Raw genomic sequence first — 18,660 nt, forward strand, 5'->3', positions numbered from 1 at the left:
CCAAGGGTGCCACCCGACGCCGGCGATCACGTCAGCGCGTGCCCGGTGGTGGCGTCCACGTGGCCGGGTACGGCGTCGTGGCGGTCGCCGACGGTGAGGGTCCCGGTGGGTTCGAACATCAGGATCTCGGTGGGGACCGGGGCGTACGGCTTGTGCTCCGTGCCGCGCGGAACGGTGAAGACCGAGCCCTTGGGCAGGACCACGGTGCGCTCGCCGGCCGCCTCCCGCAGGCCGAGGTGGAGTTCGCCGTCGAGGACGAGGAAGAACTCGTCGGTGTGGTCGTGCGCGTGCCAGAGGTGCTCGCCCTCGATCTTGGCGACGCGGACGTCGTAGTCGTTGACGGTGGTGACGATGCGCGGGCTCCACTGCTCGGTGAAGGAGGCGAGGGCCCGGGCGAGGGAAACGGGTTCCTGGGTCATGCCGTCATCGTCGGCCGTGACGGGCGGTGCGCGCGAGTGCTAGGAATCGCACATGCCGCAGGGATCCTCTCAACCACCGCCGCACCGGGTCGTCGTGATCGTCGACGAGGGCACCAATCCGTTCGAGGTCGGTGTCGCCACCGAGCTGTTCGGCCTGCCTCGGCCGGAGCTGGGGCTTCCCGGGCCGCTGTACGAGGTGACGCTGTGCACGCCCACGCCCGGGGTGCGGATGAACCACGGGTTCTTCACGCTGACCGGGGTGCCGGGGCTGGACGCCGTGGACGACGCCGACACCCTCGTCGTGCCCGGCCGGCCCGACAACGTCGTCCCGCGCAGGCCCGCCGTCCTGGACGCCGTCCGGCGCACCCACGCCCGCGGGGCCCGCGTGGTGAGCTTCTGCACCGGCAGCTTCGCGCTCGCCGAGGCCGGGCTGCTGGACGGCCGCCGGGCCACCACCCACTGGATGTGGGCGGACGCCTTCCGCGAGCTGCACCCCGGCGTCCTGCTGGAGCCCGACGTCCTGTTCGTCGACGAGGGCGACGTGCTGACCGCCGCGGGCAGCTCCGCCGCGCTCGACCTGGGCCTGCACCTGTGGCGCCGGGACCACGGCGCCGAGATCGCCAACGCGGTCTCCCGGCGGCTGGTGTTCGCCGCGCACCGGGACGGCGGGCAGCGGCAGTTCGTGGAGCGGCCGGTGCCGGACGTGCCCGACGCCTCGCTCGCGCCGCTGCTGGCATGGGCGCAGGAGCGGCTGGCCGAGCCGCTGACGGTGGCGGACCTGGCGGCACGCGCGGCGGTCTCCCCGGCCACGCTGCACCGGCGCTTCCGCGCGCAGCTGGGGACGACCCCGCTGGCTTGGCTGACCGCCGAGAGGGTGGCGCTGGCCTGCCGGCTCATCGAGCGCGGGGAGGAGCGCCTGGAGGTGGTCGCGGCCCGCAGCGGCCTGGGCACGGCGGCGAACCTGCGGGCCCGCCTGCGCCGCGGGACCGGGCTCAGCCCATCGGCCTACCGGCGGCGTTTCGGACCGGCCCCCGGGGAAGCGCTCACCCCATGAGATTCCTCGTGTACGACCGGCTCCTCGGCATCGGCGACGACCACTGGATCGAGGACGACCGCGGCGACAAGGCCTTCCTCGTCGACGGCAAGGCGCTGCGGCTGCGGGACACCTGGGAGCTGAAGGACGCCCAGGGGCGCGTCCTGGTCGGCATCCACCGGAAGATGTTCGCCCTGCGGGACACGATGGTGATCGAGCGGGCCGGCGAGCCCCTGGCCACCGTCCGGCGCAAGCGGCTGTCGCTGCTGCGCAACCACTACCTGATCACCCTGGCCGACGGCACGGAACTCGACGTCAGCGGCAAGATCCTGGACCGCGAGTTCGCCGTCGAGTACGACGGCGAACTCCTCGCGGTGGTCTCCCGCCGCCTGCTCACCGTCCGCGACACCTACGGCATCGACATCGTCCGCGAGGACGCGGACCCGGCGCTGCTGATCGCGCTGACGGTCTGCGTGATCCACCTGGCGGAGAAGGAGCGGGAGGACGAGTGACGGGCGGGGGCGGGCCGGCGCGCCCGGCGCCCCGGACGGCCCGGCGCGCCCGGCGCCGCGCACGGACCCGGCGTGCCTAGCGCCGCGGCGGGGCCAGCCCCAGCACCCGGTCCTTCAGCGCCGGGAACTGCTCCCGGGTCGTCGCCACCTTCCCGGGGTCGAACTCCACGGTGAGGACCTCCTCGCCGGCGCCGGCCTCGGCCAGCACCTCGCCCCACGGGTCGACCACCATCGAGTGCCCCGCCTGCGGGATCCCCGCGTGCGTCCCGGACGTTCCGCACGCCAGCACGAACGCCTGGTTCTCCACCGCCCGCGCCCGGGCCAGCAGCGTCCAGTGCGCCCGGCGGCGCTCCGGCCAGCCCGCCGCGACGACGAGGGTCTCGGCGCCGGCGTCGACCAGGCCGCGGAAGAGTTCGGGGAAGCGCAGGTCGTAGCAGGTGGCCACGCCGAGGGTGGTCGACGGCAGGCGCACCGTCACCAGTTCCTCGCCCGCGCCCATCAGCACGGCCTCGCCCTTGTCGAAGCCGAACCGGTGGATCTTGCGGTAGGCGGCGGCCGGCTCACCGGAGGGGGAGAAGACCAGCGACGTGTTGTACAGCGTCCCGTCCGGGTCCCGCTCCGGGATCGACCCCGCGTGCAGCCACACCCCGGCGTCGCTCGCGGCCTTCGCCATCACCTCGTACGTCGGCCCCTGGAGCGGCTCGGCCGCGGGGCCGAACTCCTCGTAGGCGAACGCCCCGGTGGTCCACAGCTCCGGGAGCACGACGAGATCGGCTCCGGCCTGATCCCGTACCAGGTCGGCGACCCGCCGACGCCGTTTTTCGACCGATTCGCCCTCTTCCACGGCGACTTGGATCAGCGAGGCGCGCACACTACCACCGTCCTGGTAAAGGAGCCTTCCACACCGGCCTACGATCGTCACACGAAAGCACTGCCGGGGTGCCGTACAGCAGCGTAACTTGGGGGTCCCCCTTGTTCGAACGAGCCGAGAGCCGGGGGGAGCTCCACGACACCCGCCGACAGCCGCCGCCTCCACCGGCAAAGCCGCCACCAACTGCCCGTGTCACGACCGCCGAGGGGTCCCGTTCCGTGAGTCTGCATCCCACCCTCCAGCCCTACGCCGACGCCTGGACTCACTCCATCGAGGCGATATCCGAGCTGGTCCAGCCACTCGTGGAGGCAGACTGGAACCGCCGGACACCGTGCCCGGCGTGGTCCGTGCGCGACGTCGTCTCGCACGTCATGGGCCTGGACTCGGAGATGCTGGGCGACCCGCGGCCCATCCACGCGCTCCCGCGCGACCTGTTCCACGTCGTCACCGACCACCAGCGCTACATGGAGCTGCAGGTCGACGCCCGCCGCCACCACACGGCGCCCGAGATGACGGCCGAACTGGAGTACCTGATCATCCGGCGCAACCGCCAGCTGCGGAACGAGTCGCGTGATCCGGGCACGAAGGTGCGCGGCCCGCTCGGCACCGAGCTGACCCTGGAGGAGTCGATGCGCCGGCACGCGTTCGACGTGTGGGTGCACGAACAGGACCTGCGCACCGCCCTCGGCCGTCCCGGCAACCTCGACTCCCCCGGCGCGCACGTCGCCCGCGACGTGCTGCTCGCCGAGCTCCCCCGGGTGGTGGCCGAGCGGACGGACGCGCCCCGCAGTTCGGCCGTCGTCTTCGACGTGCACGGCCCGGTCGAGTTCCTGCGCACGGTCCGCGTCGACATGCAGGGCCGCGGCACCCTGGAGGCGGTCCCCGCCCTCGGCCCCGCCGCCACCCTCGCCCTCGACTGGGAGACGTACGTCCGCCTGGCCTGCGGCCGGGTCGCACCGGAGGCGGTGGCGGACCGGGTGAAGACGGAGGGCGACCCGGAGCTGGCGGCGGCCATCCTGCGGAACTTCGCGGTGACGCCGTGACGGGGCCGGGGGGCGGACGGCCCCCCGGAGACGCCGGCGCCGGTTCCTACGCGGGAACGTGCACCGTCTCCACCCGGCTCGCGACGAGCCGCTCGCGTTCCCGCCGGGCCGCCCGCCGCCGCAGCCGCAGGATCTGGCTCACGCCCAGCGCCTGGAGCAGGAAGACCGCGGAGAACGCGACGGTGTAGTCGTCGCCGGTGGCGTCCAGCAGCACGCCGACGGCGAACAGCGTCGTCATCGAGGCGACGAAACCGCCCATGTTGGTGATGCCGGACGCGGTCCCCTGCCGCTCGGGCGGGTTCGCCGGCCGCGCGAAGTCGAAGCCGATCATCGACGCCGGGCCGCACGCCCCGAGGACCACGCACAACACCACCAGCAGCCACATCGGCGCGTGGTCGGCCGGGTACAGCAGCGTCGCCGCCCACAGCACGGCCGTCGCCCCGACCGTGCCGAGCGCCAGCGGCAGCCGCGCCCCGTGGTGCCGGGCGATGATCTGCCCGTACACCAGGCCGATCGCCATGTTCGACAGCACGACCAGCGTGAGCAGTTCTCCGGCCGCGGCCCGGGACAGCCCCTGCGCCTGGACCAGGAACGGCAGCCCCCACAGCAGCAGGAACACCATCGCGGGGAACTGCGTGGTGAAGTGCACCCACAGCCCGAGCCGCGTCCCCGGCTCCCGCCAGGAGGCGGCGATCTGCCGGCGGACGTACGCCGCCCCCTGGTGCGGCAGCGGCTCCGGCTCGTGCCCCTCGGGGTGGTCCTTCAGGAACAGCAGCGTCAGCACCAGCACCACGACGCCCGCGAGCGCGCTGCCCGCGAACGCCGCCGTCCAGCCGACGCCGTGCAGCAGCCGGGCCAGCACCAGCGTGGAGACCAGGTTGCCCGCCATGCCGGCCAGCCCCGCGAGCTGGGCGACCAGCGGCCCGCGCCGCGCCGGGAACCAGCGCGTGCCCAGCCGCAGCACGCTGATGAAGGTCAGCGCGTCCCCGCAGCCGAGCAGCGCCCGCGAGGCGAGCGCCGCCCCGTACGAGGGCGAGAAGGCGAACCCGAGCTGCCCGGCCGTGAAGAGCACGGTCCCGATGGTCAGCACCTTCTTGGTGCCGAGCCGGTCGACCAGCAGGCCGACGGGTATCTGCATGCCCGCGTAGACCAGCAGCTGCAGGATCGAGAACGTCGACAGCGCGGAGGCGCCCACGTGGAAGCGGTCGGCGGCGTCGAGGCCGGCCACGCCCAGCGACGTGCGGAAGATGACGGCGACGAAGTAGACGGCGACGCCGATGCCCCAGACGGCGACGGCGCGGCGGCCGCCCGGCGGATCGCCGGGCAGGGCGGTGGCGGTGCTCATCGGACCTCCCCCCGGGCCAGGTGCGAGAACCAGCCGACGTGCCGGTGGACGACCCCGACGGCCGCCTCCGCGTCGCCGGAGCGCAGCGCGTCGAGGATCTCCTCGTGCTCGGCGAGGGTCTTGGCGATCCGGTCGGGGTGGGAGTGCATGACGGCGACGCCCATGCGCAGCTGGCGGTCGCGGAGCTGGTCGTAGAGGCGGGAGAGGATCTCGTTGCCGCCGCTGCGGACGATCTCGGCGTGGAAGCAGCGGTCGGAGACGGCGGCCGCGGCGAGGTCGCCGGCCGCGGCCTGCGCCTTCTGCTGTTCGAGCAGCTCCTCCAGCCGCTCGATCAGGCCGGGCGGGGCGGGCACGGCCTTGCGCGCCGCGTGCTCCTCGACCAGCAGCCGCGTCTCCACCACGTCCGCGATCTCCTGGGCGGAGACGGGCAGGACGAGGGCGCCCTTCTTCGGGTAGAGCCTGATCAGCCCCTCGGCCTCCAGTCTCAGCAGCGCCTCGCGCACCGGGGTGCGCGAGACCCCCACGGCCTCGGCGAGCTCGCCCTCGGTGAGCAGGCTGCCGCCCTCGTAGCGACGGTCGAGGACGCCCTGCTTGACATGGCTGTAGACGCGGTCGGCGGCGGGAGGTTGCTTCACGGCGAGGGTCATGCCGACAGGATAGATACAACACGTACGCATGGACGGGCCCGTTCACCATGCGGACATGTCACCGCGACCGCGCCGGAGGCCGCCGCACCGGCGGAAAAGGAAGCGTGTCCCGGCGGGCGCACAACCATCTGTGCTAGTTACGAGTCACACAGACGCGGCCCCGTGCTGTTCCGACGTCAACCCGGCCGCACCACAGGGGCATTCAACGTAATCGGGGTACCTCACTTGATAAACGGCATTCAGGGCATCCGCCTCCGCAGAGCCGCCGCCGTCGCGATGACCACCGGCGCCGTACTCGCCTCCGGTGCCCTCCACGCGGCGCCCGCCCAGGCCGCCACCGCGCCCACGATCGTCGCCAAGGGCGGCTACGCGATGAACAACGCGAACAGCAAGACGCTGTACACCAAGAAGGCGGACACCAGGCTCTCCACCGGCTCCACGACGAAGATCATGACCGCGAAGGTCGTGCTCGCGCAGCCGAACCTCAACCTGGACGCCAAGGTCACGATCCAGATGGCGTACAGCGACTACATCGTGAAGAACAACGCCTCCTCGGCCCGTCTGATCGTCGGCGACAAGGTCACCGTCCGTCAGCTGCTGTACGGCCTGATGCTGCCGTCCGGCTGCGACGCGGCGTACGCGCTCGCCGACAAGTTCGGCTCGGGCTCGACCCGGGCGGCGCGGGTGAAGTCGTTCATCGGCAAGATGAACACCACGGCCAAGAGCCTGGGCATGACGAACACCCACTTCGACTCGTTCGACGGCATCGGCAACGGCGCCAACTACTCCACCCCGCGCGACCTGACGAAGCTCGCCAGCAACGCGCTGAAGAACTCCACGTTCCGCACGATCGTCAAGACCAAGTCGTACACGGCCAAGACGATCACCAAGACCGGCAGCACCCGGACGATGGCCGCGTGGAAGAACACCAACGGGCTGCTCAGCAGCTACAGCGGCACGATCGGCGTGAAGACCGGCTCCGGCCCGGAAGCGAAGTACTGCCTGGTCTTCGCCGCCACCCGCAACGGCAAGACCGTCATCGGCACGGTCCTCGCCTCGTCCTCCACCGCCCAGCGCGAGACGGACGCCAAGAAGCTGCTGAACTACGGCTTCGCCCAGCTCGGCTGACACCCACCGGGCACCGACAGCGCGGGAGGGCCCGCCGCCCGCCTCCCCGGCGAGCGGCGGGCCCTCCCGTCGTCGCAGGCGCGCTCCTCAGCGGCCGACCGGATCCACCGCCGGTGCCGCGGCCGCACGGTGCGCCCCCGCCGTGAACGCGGCCCACACCGCGGGCGTGAACGTCAGTATCGGCCCGTCGGCGTCCTTGGAGTCACGGACGGCTATGGAGCCGGGGACGTTGCGGGCGACTTCGACGCACTCGCCATTGCCGCTGCTGTGGCTGGACTTGACGAACTCGAAGTGCGGCACGGCTCACAGCTCCTTGCGGATGCGTTCGATCAGGGCGGCGGAGTCCCGAAGAGCGAGCCCGCTCCGGGCGATCCGCTCGAACGTGGCGTTGTGACGTGTGGCGTCCGCCTCGCTCTCCAGCCACAGGGTAGACGAGGTCGTGTCCATGTAGACCACGTCCATCGCGCCAGGCTCGGCGAACGAGACAACGCTGAAGGCACTGGTCATGCCGGGGTGCGAGCCGGCGAGGAACGGCACCACCTGCAACTTGACATTGGGCAGCCGCGAGACCTCGGCCAGGTGCGTCAGTTGCGCGCGCATCACCTCCCGGCCACCGACCAGTTGCCGTAGCGCGCCCTCGCCGACGACGGCCCACAAGTTGAGCGGGTTGCCGTCCGTGAGCCGTGCCTGCCGGGCGATCTTCGCCTCGACGAAGCGTTCGATGTCGTCGGGGTCGTCCCAGTCGGCGTTGCCGATCGCCAGGGCTCTGGCGTAGTCCGGCGTTTGCAGGAGGCCCGGAACGAAGGCTCCCTGCCACGTGCGGACGCCGGTCGCGATGTCCTCCAGGGCCACGTACTCGACAAGAGAACGCAGCTCGGGGTACTGGTTCCACCACCCTTTGGCCTTACGGCGCTCGCGGTCGGTCCTGGCGATGTCGAGCAGTCGCTGCACGGTCCTGGGATCGGACACACCGTACAGATCACACAGGATCCGGATGTCGGGATCACGGAACGGCACCCATCCGCGTTCCATCTTGGCGACCTTCGCCGCCGTTGCCGACAGCGCCTCCGCCGCCTGCGGCTGAGTGAGCCCGGCTTCGTCACGCAGCCGTAGCAGCTCGCCTCCCAGCTTGCGTGCCAGGACGGTCGATACCCGATTACCGCGCGCGGACTGACCTGCTCTCACGTCGGTTTCCCTTCCGTTTCGCGGCCAGTGTGCAGTTCGCCGCACGCACACCGCAAGCACATTCGGAGACATATTTCCCCGAGATTCCTTGCGCGCACCGTCGGCGCATCGCTACGTTCGGTGCACGAAACCGCACGCAAAGAAACCGGCGGGCGGAAGTGCACCGTGCTGCCCGCGCCCGGGCGCCGCACGGCGAAGCCACCGCCCGGCCCCGAACTCCCCGCTCGCACCAGGAGAGGCGTTCCCGTGACCGACTGCTGCCCTCCCGACAGCCCCAAGGCGTACGACCGTTACGACGCCGTCAGCTACACCCCCTACCCCCAGAACGTCCCCCGCGCCCGCAGGCACGTCGCCCGGCTCGTCGCCGACTGGGGGCACCCCGGCGCCGCAGGCGACGCGGCGCTGCTGGCCGGCGAGTTGTGCACGAACGCCTTGCTGCACGGGTGCCTGCGGGACCGCCTGTTCCGTGTGGAGACGTCCCTCGCTGGCACCACCCTGCGCATCGCCGTCACGGATCCGAGGGGCGAACGCCTGCCGGTGCCCCGCGCTTCCGGCCCCGGCGACCAGTTCGGCCGGGGCCTGCTGATCGTCCGCGCGCTGGCCGACCGGTGGGCCGTGGAACGGCTCACCGTGGGCAAGACGGTGTGGGCGGAGACGACCGTGCCGAGGAGGAGCGATGCATAGCCCGTCCCGGGCACGGCGCGGCGGCCCCCGCCCGCGGGCGGGGGCCGCCGTACCCGGCTCACGCCCAGGTGATCAGCCGCTTGGGCTGTTCCAGGATCGCCGCCACGTCGGCCAGGACCTTGGAGCCCAGTTCGCCGTCGACCAGGCGGTGATCGAAGCTCAGGGCGAGGGTGGTGACCTGACGCGGCTTCACCTTGCCCTTGTGGACCCACGGCTGGGGCTTGATCGCGCCGACCGCGAGGATCGCGGACTCGCCGGGGTTGAGGATCGGCGTGCCGGTGTCGACGCCGAAGACGCCGACGTTGGTGATGGTGAGGGTGCCGCCCTGCATCGCGGCCGGGGAGGTCTTGCCCTCGCGGGCCGTCGTCACCAGCTCGCCCAGTGCCCGCGCCAGTTCCGGCAGCGTCTTGGCGTGGGCGTCCTTGATGTTCGGGACGATCAGGCCGCGCGGGGTCGCGGCGGCGATGCCCAGGTTGACGTAGTGCTTGACCACGATCTCCTGGGCCGCCTCGTCCCAGGACGCGTTGATGTCCGGGTTGCGCCGGACCGCGACCAGCAGGGCCTTGGCGATGAGCAGCAGCGGGTTCACGCGCAGGCCGGCGAACTCCTTGTCCTGCCTCAGCTCCTCGACCAGCTTCATCGTGCGCGTCACGTCGACCGTCACGAACTCCGTGACGTGGGGCGCCGTGAACGCCGAGCCGACCATCGCCGCCGCCGTCGCCTTGCGCACGCCCTTGACGGGGATACGGGTCTCGCGGGCGGTGTCGTACGACACCGGGGCCGGGGCCGCGGTGACCGGGGAGACCGGGGCCTCGACGGCGGGCTCGGGCGCCTTCGGCGGGGCCGCCGCCGCGTGCACGTCCTCACGCGTGACGATGCCGTCCGGGCCGGTCGGGGTGACCGTCGCCAGGTCGACGCCGAGGTCCTTGGCCAGCTTGCGCACCGGGGGCTTGGCCAGGGGCCGCCGCTGGGGGGCGGCCGTCGCGCCGTGGCCGTTCAGCTCGGCCTGGACCGCGGCCGCGGCCGGCTGGGCCTGGGCCGGGGGCGCCGGGGCCTGGGCCGGGGGCGCCGGGGGCTGCGCGCCCTTGCGGGGGCGGCGGCGGGTGGCGGAGGCGGCCACTCCGTAGCCCACCAGGACCGGCTGGCGGCCCTGCGGCTCCGGCTCCTCCCGCTGCGGCTCGGCGGGCGCCGGCGCGGGGGCCGCGGCGCCGCCCGTCACCTCCACCGCGATGATCGGCGTGCCCACGTCCACCGTGGTGCCCTCGGGGAAGTGCAGCTCGCGGACCACGCCGTCGTAGGGGATGGGCAGCTCGACGGCCGCCTTGGCCGTCTCCACCTCGCACACCACCTGCCCGTCGGTGACCGTGTCGCCGGGCTGGACGTACCACTTGAGGATCTCGGCCTCGGTGAGTCCCTCGCCCACGTCGGGCATCTTGAACTCGCGCACGGCCCCTTCAGTCATCGTCGTCACGGCCCTCTCCTCAGTACGCCAGCGAGCGGTCGACGGCGTCCAGCACCCGGTCCAGGTCGGGCAGGTAGGACTCCTCCAGGCGGGCCGGCGGGTACGGCGCGTGGTAGCCGCCGACCCGCAGCACCGGGGCCTCCAGGTGGTAGAAGCACCGCTCGGTGATCCGGGCGGCGATCTCCGCGCCCGAGCCGAAGAACACCGGCGCCTCGTGCACCACGACCAGGCGGCGGGTCTTCTCCACCGAGGCCTGGATCGAGTCGAAGTCGAGCGGGGAGACCGAGCGCAGGTCCAGCACCTCCAGGGACCTGCCCTCCTCCGCCGCCGCGTCCGCGACCTCCTGGCAGAGCTTGACCATCGGGCCGTACGCCACCAGCGTCAGGTCCGTGCCCTCACGGACCACGCGCGCGGCGTGCAGCGGGTCCGGGATCGCCTCGGTGTTGACCTCGCCCTTGTCCCAGTAGCGCCGCTTGGGCTCGAAGAAGATCACCGGGTCGTCGCTCTGGATGGCCTGCTGCATCATCCAGTACGCGTCGGACGCGTTCGACGGGGAGACGATCTTCAGGCCCGCCACGTGCGCGAACAGGGCCTCCGGGGACTCCGAGTGGTGCTCGACCGCGCCGATGCCGCCGCCGTAGGGGATGCGGACGACGACCGGCAGCTTGACCTTGCCCAGCGAGCGGGCGTGCATCTTCGCCAGCTGCGTGACGATCTGGTCGTACGCCGGGAAGACGAAGCCGTCGAACTGGATCTCCACCACCGGGCGGTAGCCGCGCAGGGCGAGGCCGATCGCCGTGCCGACGATGCCCGACTCGGCGAGGGGGGTGTCGATGACGCGGCTCTCGCCGAAGTCCTTCTGCAGCCCGTCCGTGACGCGGAAGACGCCGCCGAGCTTGCCGACGTCCTCGCCCATCACGACGACCTTGGGGTCGGTGTCCAGGGCGCGGCGCAGCGACTCGTTGATCGCCTTGGCCAGGGCCATCTTCTCCACAGCCATGTCAGACCCCCTCTGCGTCCGTGAAGGACGCCTGGTAGGCGGCGAACCGGGCGCGCTCCTCGTCGACGAGCGCGTGGCCGTCCGCGTACGCGTGTTCGAAGATGGCGAAGTGGTCCGGGTCCGGCATGGCGCGGACCGCCTCGCGCACCCGCCTGCCCAACGCCTCGCTCTCGGTCTCCAGCTCCGCGAAGAATCCCTCGTCCGCGTGGCCCGATGCCTCCAGATGGCGGCGGAGGCGCAGGATCGGGTCCTTCGCCTCCCAGGCCAGCCGCTCCTCCTCGCCCCGGTACCGGGTGGGGTCGTCGGAGGTGGTGTGGGCGCCCATGCGGTACGTGAACGCCTCGACCAGGGTCGGGCCCGCGCCGCTGCGGGCCCGCTCCAGGGCCCACTTGGTGACGGCCAGGCACGCCAGGACGTCGTTGCCGTCGACGCGTACGCCGGGGAAGCCGTAGCCCTGCGCGCGCTGGTAGAGCGGGACGCGGGACTGCTTCTCGGTCGGCTCGGAGATGGCCCACTGGTTGTTCTGGCAGAAGAACACCACCGGGGCGTTGTAGACCGCGGAGAAGGTGAACGCCTCCGCGACGTCGCCCTGGCTGGAGGCGCCGTCGCCGAAGTAGGCGATCACCGCGCTGTCGGCGCCGTCCTTGGCCACGCCCATCGCGTAGCCCGTGGCGTGCAGCGTCTGCGAGCCGATGACGATCGTGTAGAGGTGGAAGTTGTTGCTGTTGGGGTCCCAGCCGCCGTTGTTCACGCCGCGGAACATGCCGAGCAGGTTGGTCGGGTCCACCCCCCGGCACCAGGCGACGCCGTGCTCGCGGTAGGTCGGGAAGACGTAGTCGTCCTCGCGGGTGGCCCGGCCGGAGCCGATCTGGGCGGCCTCCTGGCCCAGCAGCGAGGCCCACAGGCCCAGCTCGCCCTGGCGCTGCAGGGAGGTCGCCTCGGCGTCGAACCGCCGGGTGAGCACCATGTCGCGGTACAGGCCGCGGAGTTCCTCGGGGGTGAGGCCGGCGACGTAGGGGTCGTACTCGGCGTGCTCGACGCGCTCGCCCTCGGGCGTCAGCAGCTGCACGAGCCCCGGCTCGGCCTCCGGGGATTTCTTCGCTGTGGTGCGGGTGGTGCGCTTGGTGCCGGTGGTGCCGGCCTTGCCTCCGGCGCTGCGTCGCGGCTTGCGCGCGGCAGTGCTCTCCACGGTCACGTGTGCTCCTCCGTCGGTCCGGCGCCCGGGTTCGCCGGGTGCCAGTGCGGCTCACCTGCTGTCCGACGGACGCACGGGGTGGGTGCGGCTCGGTCGGGAACAGGCGTGACAGGTGCCCCGGCGAGCGCCCTGCAAAGGGCACGTTACCCAGTGCGCCACATTTCTGTGAAACCCCTCCTGACCTGCGTTTTTGCTTGGATATCCAAGTAAATCGGCAACGCCGGGAACAGGCACTGGTCACAGCCTTGCAGGGGGCCGGAACAACGGCACGTTATCCCGGTCACCCCGGACACGGGAAGAGTTCGCGTGTGACGCGGATCGCTCGCGCCGGAACGGAGGAAACGGACATTCCGCCTCGGTGTCCGTGTCCGCCCCGCGGGGGGATCCTCCGCCGTCGCCGCCCGCGCGGCCCGCGCCGCGTGCCGCGCGGGCGGGTGCCGCCCCGGCGCCCCACGCGGTGCGGCCCGGAAGGTGAGCGGCGCGCGGGACCCCGCGCGCCCGAGGGCCGGCCGGCGGCGTGCGGGCCGGCCGGCCGTGTCCGTCAGTTCCCGCCGCCGCCCAGAGCGCCGCCGCTCGTCAGGCCGTTGTCGCCCGCGTCGCCCTCGCCCGCGTCGCCCTCGCCCGTGCCGCCGTCCGCCGTGCCGTCGTCGCCCGTGCCGCCGGACGCCGTGCCGTCGTCGCCCGTGCCGCCGGACGCCGGGTCCGTCGTCTCGGTGGGCTGGCTCGTCGGCTGGGTCTGCGTCGGCTGGCCGCCCGTCGGCTGGCCGCCCGTCGGCTCCTGGGTGGGCTGGTAGGACGGCTGGTACGACGGGACCCCCCAGCCCGAGCCGTTGGAGCCGGTGCCGGTGTCCTCCTCCGGGGAGGTGTCGGTGGGCTCGTCCGTCGCCTCGTCGCTCGGCGCCTCGCTGGGCGAGGCCTCCTTGGAGGTCTGCGAGGTGGTCGGCGACTTCGACGGCTTGCCGGACCCGCCGTCGCCGCCACTGCTGTTCATGGCCAGCGCGACGCCCGCCACGACGGCGATCACCGCGAGCGCCGCGAGGATCCACAGCTTGCCGCGGCCGCCGCCCCGGTTGCCGTGCCCTTCGAAGCCGCCGTCGTCGCCGCCGCCGTACCCGGCGGGCAGGATCGGCTGCGGGATCTGCGTGGTGCCGGCGCCCGAGTCGCCGGGGTGCGGCAGCACGGCCGTGCCCGCCAGGCCCGCCGCCGGGGTGTGCCGGCCGTCGTGCGTCTCGACCGGGCCGGTGTTCCAGGTGCCGGTGTGGCTGCCCTGCTCGTACAGCATCTGCAGCGCGTACTGGACCAGGCCGCGCATCTCCTCGGCGGTCTGGAAGCGGTCGTCCGGATCCTTGGCGAGGGAGCGCATGACCAGGCCGTCGAGCTCCGGCGGGCAGGCGTCCGAGGCCTCCGACGGGGGCGTCGGGATGTCCTGCACGTGCTGGTAGACCACCGACAGCGGGGTCTCGCCGGTGAACGGGGGCCGCAGTGCCAGGAGTTCGTACAGCAGGCAGCCCGTCGCGTACAGGTCGGAGCGGTGGTCGACGGCCTTGCCGAGCGCCTGCTCCGGGGAGAGGTACTGCGGGGTACCCATGACCATGCCGGTCTGCGTCATCGTCGTCGACGCCCCGTGCAGGGCGCGGGCGATGCCGAAGTCCATCACCTTCACGGCGCCGTTGTCGGTGATGATCACGTTGGCCGGTTTGATGTCGCGGTGCACGATCCCGTGCTGGTGCGAATAGGCCAGTGCCTCCAGGACGCCCGAGACGATGATCAGCGCCTGCTCGGGACCCGGGGCCTCGGCGTTCATCAGCAGATCGCGGATGGTGCGGCCCTCGACCAGCTCCATCACGATGTACGGCACGGACTGGCCGCCGACGAAGTCCTCGCCGGAGTCGTACACGGCGACGATCGCGTGGTGGTTGAGCCCTGCCACCGACTGCGCCTCACGCGTGAAGCGGGCCTTGGACACCGGGTCCTCGGCGAGGTCGGAACGCAGCAGCTTGACCGCCACGGTACGCCCGAGGCGGACGTCCTCGGCGGCGAACACCTCGGCCATGCCGCCCCGTCCGAGTCTGCGGGTCAGCCGGTACCGGCCGTCCCCGACCAGCCCGCCGTTGCCCCAGGTCTCCGGCGCGTCTGACATACCGCCGCCAGTCGCCTCGGGGTCGGACGGGCCCTGAGCGCGCTGCTGCTGTGCCATCAGTCCTCGCCGTCGTTTCTGCCCGCGGTGCGCGCGGTGTTGTTACGGTCTCCGTCGGCCACGCTACAGCCTCCGCGCAAGCCTCCGGTCCGCGACGGGTGCCCGAACCGGCACGAGACGGACCGGTCATGAAACCCGCAAGGGCCGCCCCCGTGCAAATTCCGTGTACCGGCCGTACGCCCGCTGTAACGCTTCCGCGACGCTTCCTTCGCGTACGGTCACGGAACGGGCACCGCGCTTGACGTGTCGGTGGCCTCGGGCAGACTTGGCCGGGAATAACACTTTCGATCAACGATCGTGATCGTGATCGGCGATCCCGATCGAGGTGCCGGCCGACGGCATCGCGGTCGACGGCATCGTCGGCGCCGGGAAGGCTACGGGGGACGCAGGAGAATGAGCCAGGACGGCGCACAGGGCCAGTACGCGGGGCGGGCGCTCGCCGGCGGCCGTTATCAGCTGCGCGACCTGCTCGGCCAGGGCGGCATGGCCTCGGTGTACCTCGCGCACGACACCGTGCTCGACCGCCAGGTCGCGATCAAGACACTCCACACCGAACTGGGCCGGGAGCAGGCCTTCCGGGAGCGCTTCCGCCGCGAGGCCCAGGCCGTGGCGAGACTCACACACACCAACATCGTCTCGGTCTTCGACACCGGCGAGGACACCGCCTTCGACAGCGGCTCCGGCGCGCCGACGCCGTACATCGTCATGGAGTACGTCGACGGCCGCCCGCTGGGCTCGGTGCTCGACGCGGACATCCGGCAGCACGGCGCCATGCCCGCCGACCAGGCCCTGAAGATCACGGCGGACGTGCTCGCCGCGCTGGAGATCAGCCACGAGATGGGCCTGGTCCACCGCGACATCAAGCCGGGCAACGTGATGATCACCAAGCGTGGTGTGGTCAAGGTCATGGACTTCGGCATCGCGCGCGCCATGCAGTCCGGTGTGACGTCGATGACCCAGACCGGCATGGTCGTCGGCACACCGCAGTACCTCTCGCCGGAACAGGCCCTCGGCCGCGGCGTCGACGCCCGCTCCGACCTGTACTCGGTCGGCATCATGCTGTTCCAGCTGGTCACCGGGCGGCTGCCGTTCGACGCGGACTCGCCGCTGGCCATCGCGTACGCGCACGTGCAGGAGGAGCCGCCGGTCCCGTCCTCGGTCAACCGCTCCCTGCCGCCGGCCGTGGACGCGCTGATCGCCCGCGCGCTGAAGAAGAACCCGAACGAACGTTTCCCGAGCGCCGAGGCCATGCGGAGCGAGTGCCTGCGCGTGGCGGCGTCCTTCCAGGCGGCTCCGCCGAACATCGTGCCGGGCGCGCGGACGCCGAGCGGCGCGGGCGTCGGCTCCGCCGTGTTCCCGCCGGTCGACCAGGCCGCCCCGGCGCCCGTCGGCGACGTCCGGACGCCGTACCAGCCGGCGCCGGCCCCGAACCCGTACGGCACTCCGCCGCCGTCCCCCGCCTACGGCTACCCGCAGCAGGGCGGCTATCCGGCGCCGGCCCCGACGGCGTACGCGCACCAGGGCGCCTCGACACCGCCGCCGTACACCATCGCGCCCCAGACCGCGGGCCAGGGCGGTCCGGCGGGCGGCGGCCGGGGCGTCAGGCCGGTGGTCATCGGCTCGATCGCCGTCTCCCTGCTGGCCGTCGGCGGCCTGGTCGCGGCCCTGATGACGAGCGGCGGCAGCGACGACGAGGCCGGCGGCGGCAGCGGCGGCGCCACCGCGTCGGCGTCGGCGTCCAAGGCGGCGGGCTACCGCGGGCCGGACACCTCGAAGACGATCGACAAGGAGAAGTGCGAGGAGCCGCAGGAGTCCTACAACGACCCCGACAAGATCCAGCTCCCGGACTTCACCTTCAAGTACATCGGGTCGGTCAAGGAGTGCTTCCAGGCCGCGGGCTGGGAGATGAAGATCGTGGAGATCGACGAGAACACGTACGGCGAGGGCTCGGTCCGGGAGCAGTTCCCGCCGGCCGGCACGGACGTCGACCCGACGGCCATGCCCGAGATCACGCTCAAGGTGTCGACGGGGAACCCGCCGTCGTCCTGACCCGGTGTGTCCCGGGGAGCGATCGGTGACCGCTCCCCGGGACACACCGGGTCGACCGGCGCCGCTCGTCCCCCGGGGCCTCGGGGCACTGCCGGGCTCCTCGGGCAGCGGCAGGGACCGCTTGGGACACGGCCGGGACCGCTCAGAGGTACGGCCCGCCCGAACGCCCGCCCTTGTGGCCGTCCTCGCCGTCCTGGCCGAGGCCCGCCGGCAGGGCGCGGCGCATCTGCTCCAACTGGGCCCGCGCGGCCATCTGCTGCGCGAACAGGGTGGTCTGGATCCCGTGGAAGAGCCCTTCCAGCCAGCCGACCAACTGGGCCTGCGCGATGCGCAGTTCGGCGTCGCTCGGGGTCACGTCGTCCGTGAAGGGCAGGGAGAGCCGCTCCAGCTCCTCGACCAGCTCCGGCGCCAGGCCGTCCTCCAGCTCCTTCACCGAACTGGCGTGGATCTCCTTGAGCCGGTTCCGGCTCGCCTCGTCCAGGGGAGCGGCACGCACCTCCTCCAGGAGTTGCTTGATCATGCTGCCGATCCGCATGACCTTGGCGGGCTGCTCCACCTGTTCCGTCACCGGGGTCTCGCGCGAGTCCTCGTCCCCGTTGCCGCCGCTGAGTGCCATACCGTCCTGGCCGACGACCAGGATCTGGGGGCTCTCCGGCGACCTGTCGTTCCTCGGCATCTCCATGGCGCCATTGTCTCCCATGCGGGCTTCCGCTCCGCGATACCCCCGGGAAAGAGATCCGCCCCGCCGGTCGACCCCTCGGCGGAACCAGAAATGCCGGGATGGCCGATGAATGTGAGGCTTGTCCCGTCGATCTTGGCGTTCGAGCACCGGGAGGGGGTCACGGACGTGACTCCATGGCAACGCACACTTCGGGCGACGGGACTGGTGGCTGTCCTGGCGGTGGGTGTGGGGGCGGGAACGGGGCCGTACGGGGGCGGGACGGCGTATGCGGCCGGAGCGGCGCACCGCGGCGTGTCGGCGTACGGCGGCGTGTCGGCGCATGGTGCCGCTGCGGCGCGCGGTCGCGCGTCGGCGCACGGGGCCGCAGCGGCGTACCGCGCCGGGAGCCTTCGGCCTCCGGGCGTCGCCCCGGGCTCGCCTCCGGCACCGGCCCCGCATCCGGCATCGGCCTCGGTCCGGGCTTCCGCCCCCGCTCCCGCCCCGCGGATCGGTACGGGGCCGCGTCCGGGCGCGGGAGCGCGTCCTGGCGTGGGGGTGCGTCCGGGTACGGGTCCGGACGCGGAGGTGCGTCCGGGCCCGGGGCCGCGTCCAGGCGCGGGGGTGCGTCCGGGCCCGGGGCCACGTCCTGGCGTGAGGGTGCGTCCAGGCGCGGGGCCACGTCCTGGCGTGGGGATGCGTCCGGGTGCGGGGACACGTCCCGGTCCGGGGTCCGCCTCCCCCTCCGCCTCCCGTTCCGCGTCCGGTCCCGCGGCCGACGGCCGACGGGCCGGCCCGGTCGGCGGTGCGGCGCGCGGATCGGCGGCGGCTCCCGCCCCGTCCGTCTCCGTCACCCGGCCCTCCCAGGCGGGCAGCCGGGCGGGCGAGGGGCGGGAGCGCCCGGGACGGCGGGAGGCGCCCACGGTGCGGAAGAGCTCCCGGCCGCCGGGAGCGGTGCGGCACGACGAGGGGACCGTCCCCGACCCGCCGGTCCTCTCCGCCACCCCGGGAGAGGAAGGCCTGGTCCCCCGCGTGCCCTCGCTGCGACCGGAACCCCGGACCGTCGCGCACGCCGAGCGCGGCACCGGGCCCGCCCAGCGGATCCTGCCCCTCGGCAGCGGGCTGGTCCTCATCGGCCTCGGCCTGGGCCTCGCCTTCGTCGCCCTCCGCCTGCGCCGGAGCTGACCCCCTTCCGGCCCACGGGGAGCGGGTTTCCTCCCCGGCGCGGCCGG

The 18,660-nt window shown here is 72.8% G+C and carries 18 protein-coding genes; 7 read left to right on the plus strand and 11 right to left on the minus strand.

Annotated features, from left to right (window positions below; all coding sequences use genetic code 11):
- Nucleotides 1-26: 26 nt before the first annotated feature.
- A complete protein-coding gene (locus ABD363_RS06375; RefSeq protein WP_344600484.1) occupies nucleotides 27-419 on the minus strand; it encodes a cupin domain-containing protein in 393 nt (130 codons plus the stop codon).
- A 52-nt stretch (nucleotides 420-471) separates the two neighbouring features.
- On the opposite strand from ABD363_RS06375, the gene ABD363_RS06380 reads away from it, so the two are divergent.
- Together ABD363_RS06380 and ABD363_RS06385 are read left to right on the plus strand one after the other, a co-directional pair.
- Nucleotides 472-1,473, plus strand: coding sequence for a GlxA family transcriptional regulator (locus ABD363_RS06380; protein ID WP_344600486.1), 1,002 nt, complete (start codon nucleotides 472-474; stop codon nucleotides 1,471-1,473).
- Entirely contained in the window at nucleotides 1,470-1,964 is a 495-nt protein-coding gene (locus ABD363_RS06385; protein ID WP_344600488.1) for an LURP-one-related/scramblase family protein, read from the plus strand. Before ABD363_RS06380 ends, ABD363_RS06385 begins: the two co-directional genes overlap by 4 nt.
- 76 nt (nucleotides 1,965-2,040) lie before the next feature.
- On the opposite strand, the gene ABD363_RS06390 is transcribed toward ABD363_RS06385, so the two are convergent.
- Nucleotides 2,041-2,835, minus strand: a complete 795-nt coding sequence (locus ABD363_RS06390; protein WP_344600490.1) for a carbon-nitrogen family hydrolase — start codon at nucleotides 2,833-2,835, stop codon at nucleotides 2,041-2,043.
- 218 nt (nucleotides 2,836-3,053) lie between these two features.
- On the opposite strand from ABD363_RS06390, the gene ABD363_RS06395 reads away from it, so the two are divergent.
- Nucleotides 3,054-3,878 (plus strand): maleylpyruvate isomerase family mycothiol-dependent enzyme, encoded by an 825-nt coding sequence (locus ABD363_RS06395; RefSeq protein WP_344600492.1) that lies wholly within the window; start codon nucleotides 3,054-3,056, stop codon nucleotides 3,876-3,878.
- Between the two features lie 46 nt (nucleotides 3,879-3,924).
- Here ABD363_RS06395 and ABD363_RS06400 read toward each other — a convergent pair whose 3' ends face one another.
- Together ABD363_RS06400 and ABD363_RS06405 are read right to left on the minus strand one after the other, a co-directional pair.
- The gene (locus ABD363_RS06400) at nucleotides 3,925-5,223 is read right to left on the minus strand and encodes an MFS transporter (RefSeq protein ID WP_344600494.1); all 1,299 of its coding nucleotides are present in this window, start codon (nucleotides 5,221-5,223) and stop codon (nucleotides 3,925-3,927) included.
- Nucleotides 5,220-5,870, minus strand: coding sequence for a GntR family transcriptional regulator (locus ABD363_RS06405; RefSeq protein ID WP_344600495.1), 651 nt, complete (start codon nucleotides 5,868-5,870; stop codon nucleotides 5,220-5,222). The genes ABD363_RS06400 and ABD363_RS06405 overlap by 4 nt, the downstream gene beginning before the upstream one ends.
- A gap of 225 nt (nucleotides 5,871-6,095) precedes the next feature.
- Between ABD363_RS06405 and ABD363_RS06410 the strand changes: the two genes are divergently transcribed.
- On the plus strand, nucleotides 6,096-6,998 hold the full coding sequence (locus tag ABD363_RS06410) for a D-alanyl-D-alanine carboxypeptidase family protein (RefSeq protein ID WP_344600496.1): 903 nt from the start codon (nucleotides 6,096-6,098) through the stop codon (nucleotides 6,996-6,998).
- A gap of 87 nt (nucleotides 6,999-7,085) precedes the next feature.
- On the opposite strand, the gene ABD363_RS06415 is transcribed toward ABD363_RS06410, so the two are convergent.
- A complete protein-coding gene (locus tag ABD363_RS06415; protein ID WP_344600498.1) occupies nucleotides 7,086-7,298 on the minus strand; it encodes a DUF397 domain-containing protein in 213 nt (70 codons plus the stop codon).
- Between the two features lie 3 nt (nucleotides 7,299-7,301).
- Nucleotides 7,302-8,183 (minus strand): helix-turn-helix domain-containing protein, encoded by an 882-nt coding sequence (locus ABD363_RS06420; RefSeq protein ID WP_344600500.1) that lies wholly within the window; start codon nucleotides 8,181-8,183, stop codon nucleotides 7,302-7,304.
- Nucleotides 8,184-8,429: 246 nt separating this feature from the next.
- Here ABD363_RS06420 and ABD363_RS06425 point away from each other — a divergent pair, with 246 nt between their 5' ends.
- Nucleotides 8,430-8,867 (plus strand): ATP-binding protein, encoded by a 438-nt coding sequence (locus ABD363_RS06425; RefSeq protein WP_344600502.1) that lies wholly within the window; start codon nucleotides 8,430-8,432, stop codon nucleotides 8,865-8,867.
- Nucleotides 8,868-8,925: 58 nt separating this feature from the next.
- On the opposite strand, the gene ABD363_RS06430 is transcribed toward ABD363_RS06425, so the two are convergent.
- From ABD363_RS06430 to ABD363_RS06445, 4 genes are all read right to left on the minus strand, one after another.
- Nucleotides 8,926-10,338, minus strand: coding sequence for a dihydrolipoamide acetyltransferase family protein (locus ABD363_RS06430; RefSeq protein WP_344600504.1), 1,413 nt, complete (start codon nucleotides 10,336-10,338; stop codon nucleotides 8,926-8,928).
- A 10-nt stretch (nucleotides 10,339-10,348) separates the two neighbouring features.
- A complete protein-coding gene (locus ABD363_RS06435; protein ID WP_344600506.1) occupies nucleotides 10,349-11,329 on the minus strand; it encodes an alpha-ketoacid dehydrogenase subunit beta in 981 nt (326 codons plus the stop codon).
- Between the two features lies 1 nt (nucleotide 11,330).
- Nucleotides 11,331-12,524, minus strand: coding sequence for a pyruvate dehydrogenase (acetyl-transferring) E1 component subunit alpha (pdhA, locus tag ABD363_RS06440; RefSeq protein ID WP_344600508.1), 1,194 nt, complete (start codon nucleotides 12,522-12,524; stop codon nucleotides 11,331-11,333).
- Between the two features lie 541 nt (nucleotides 12,525-13,065).
- Nucleotides 13,066-14,721, minus strand: a complete 1,656-nt coding sequence (locus tag ABD363_RS06445) for a protein kinase domain-containing protein (RefSeq protein ID WP_344600510.1) — start codon at nucleotides 14,719-14,721, stop codon at nucleotides 13,066-13,068.
- A gap of 393 nt (nucleotides 14,722-15,114) precedes the next feature.
- Here ABD363_RS06445 and ABD363_RS06450 point away from each other — a divergent pair, with 393 nt between their 5' ends.
- The gene (locus tag ABD363_RS06450) at nucleotides 15,115-16,770 is read left to right on the plus strand and encodes a protein kinase domain-containing protein (RefSeq protein ID WP_344600512.1); all 1,656 of its coding nucleotides are present in this window, start codon (nucleotides 15,115-15,117) and stop codon (nucleotides 16,768-16,770) included.
- 142 nt (nucleotides 16,771-16,912) lie between these two features.
- Here ABD363_RS06450 and ABD363_RS06455 read toward each other — a convergent pair whose 3' ends face one another.
- A complete protein-coding gene (locus tag ABD363_RS06455) occupies nucleotides 16,913-17,452 on the minus strand; it encodes a bacterial proteasome activator family protein (protein ID WP_344600800.1) in 540 nt (179 codons plus the stop codon).
- Nucleotides 17,453-18,352: 900 nt separating this feature from the next.
- Here ABD363_RS06455 and ABD363_RS06460 point away from each other — a divergent pair.
- On the plus strand, nucleotides 18,353-18,613 hold the full coding sequence (locus tag ABD363_RS06460; RefSeq protein ID WP_344600514.1) for a hypothetical protein: 261 nt from the start codon (nucleotides 18,353-18,355) through the stop codon (nucleotides 18,611-18,613).
- Nucleotides 18,614-18,660 lie beyond the last annotated feature (47 nt).

Origin of the sequence: Streptomyces glaucus (assembly GCF_039533365.1) — a bacterium.
GTDB classification, from domain to species: domain Bacteria; phylum Actinomycetota; class Actinomycetes; order Streptomycetales; family Streptomycetaceae; genus Streptomyces; species Streptomyces glaucus.

Coding starts and splice junctions, on each gene's coding strand:
- ABD363_RS06400 (WP_344600494.1), bottom strand. CDS start 5,223: ATGAGCACCGCCACCGCCCTGCCCGGCGATCCGCCGGGCGGCCGCCGC.
- ABD363_RS06380 (WP_344600486.1), top strand. CDS start 472: ATGCCGCAGGGATCCTCTCAACCACCGCCGCACCGGGTCGTCGTGATC.
- ABD363_RS06405 (WP_344600495.1), bottom strand. CDS start 5,870: ATGACCCTCGCCGTGAAGCAACCTCCCGCCGCCGACCGCGTCTACAGC.
- ABD363_RS06435 (WP_344600506.1), bottom strand. CDS start 11,329: ATGGCTGTGGAGAAGATGGCCCTGGCCAAGGCGATCAACGAGTCGCTG.
- ABD363_RS06455 (WP_344600800.1), bottom strand. CDS start 17,452: ATGGAGATGCCGAGGAACGACAGGTCGCCGGAGAGCCCCCAGATCCTG.
- ABD363_RS06385 (WP_344600488.1), top strand. CDS start 1,470: ATGAGATTCCTCGTGTACGACCGGCTCCTCGGCATCGGCGACGACCAC.
- ABD363_RS06375 (WP_344600484.1), bottom strand. CDS start 419: ATGACCCAGGAACCCGTTTCCCTCGCCCGGGCCCTCGCCTCCTTCACC.
- ABD363_RS06450 (WP_344600512.1), top strand. CDS start 15,115: ATGAGCCAGGACGGCGCACAGGGCCAGTACGCGGGGCGGGCGCTCGCC.
- ABD363_RS06445 (WP_344600510.1), bottom strand. CDS start 14,721: ATGGCACAGCAGCAGCGCGCTCAGGGCCCGTCCGACCCCGAGGCGACT.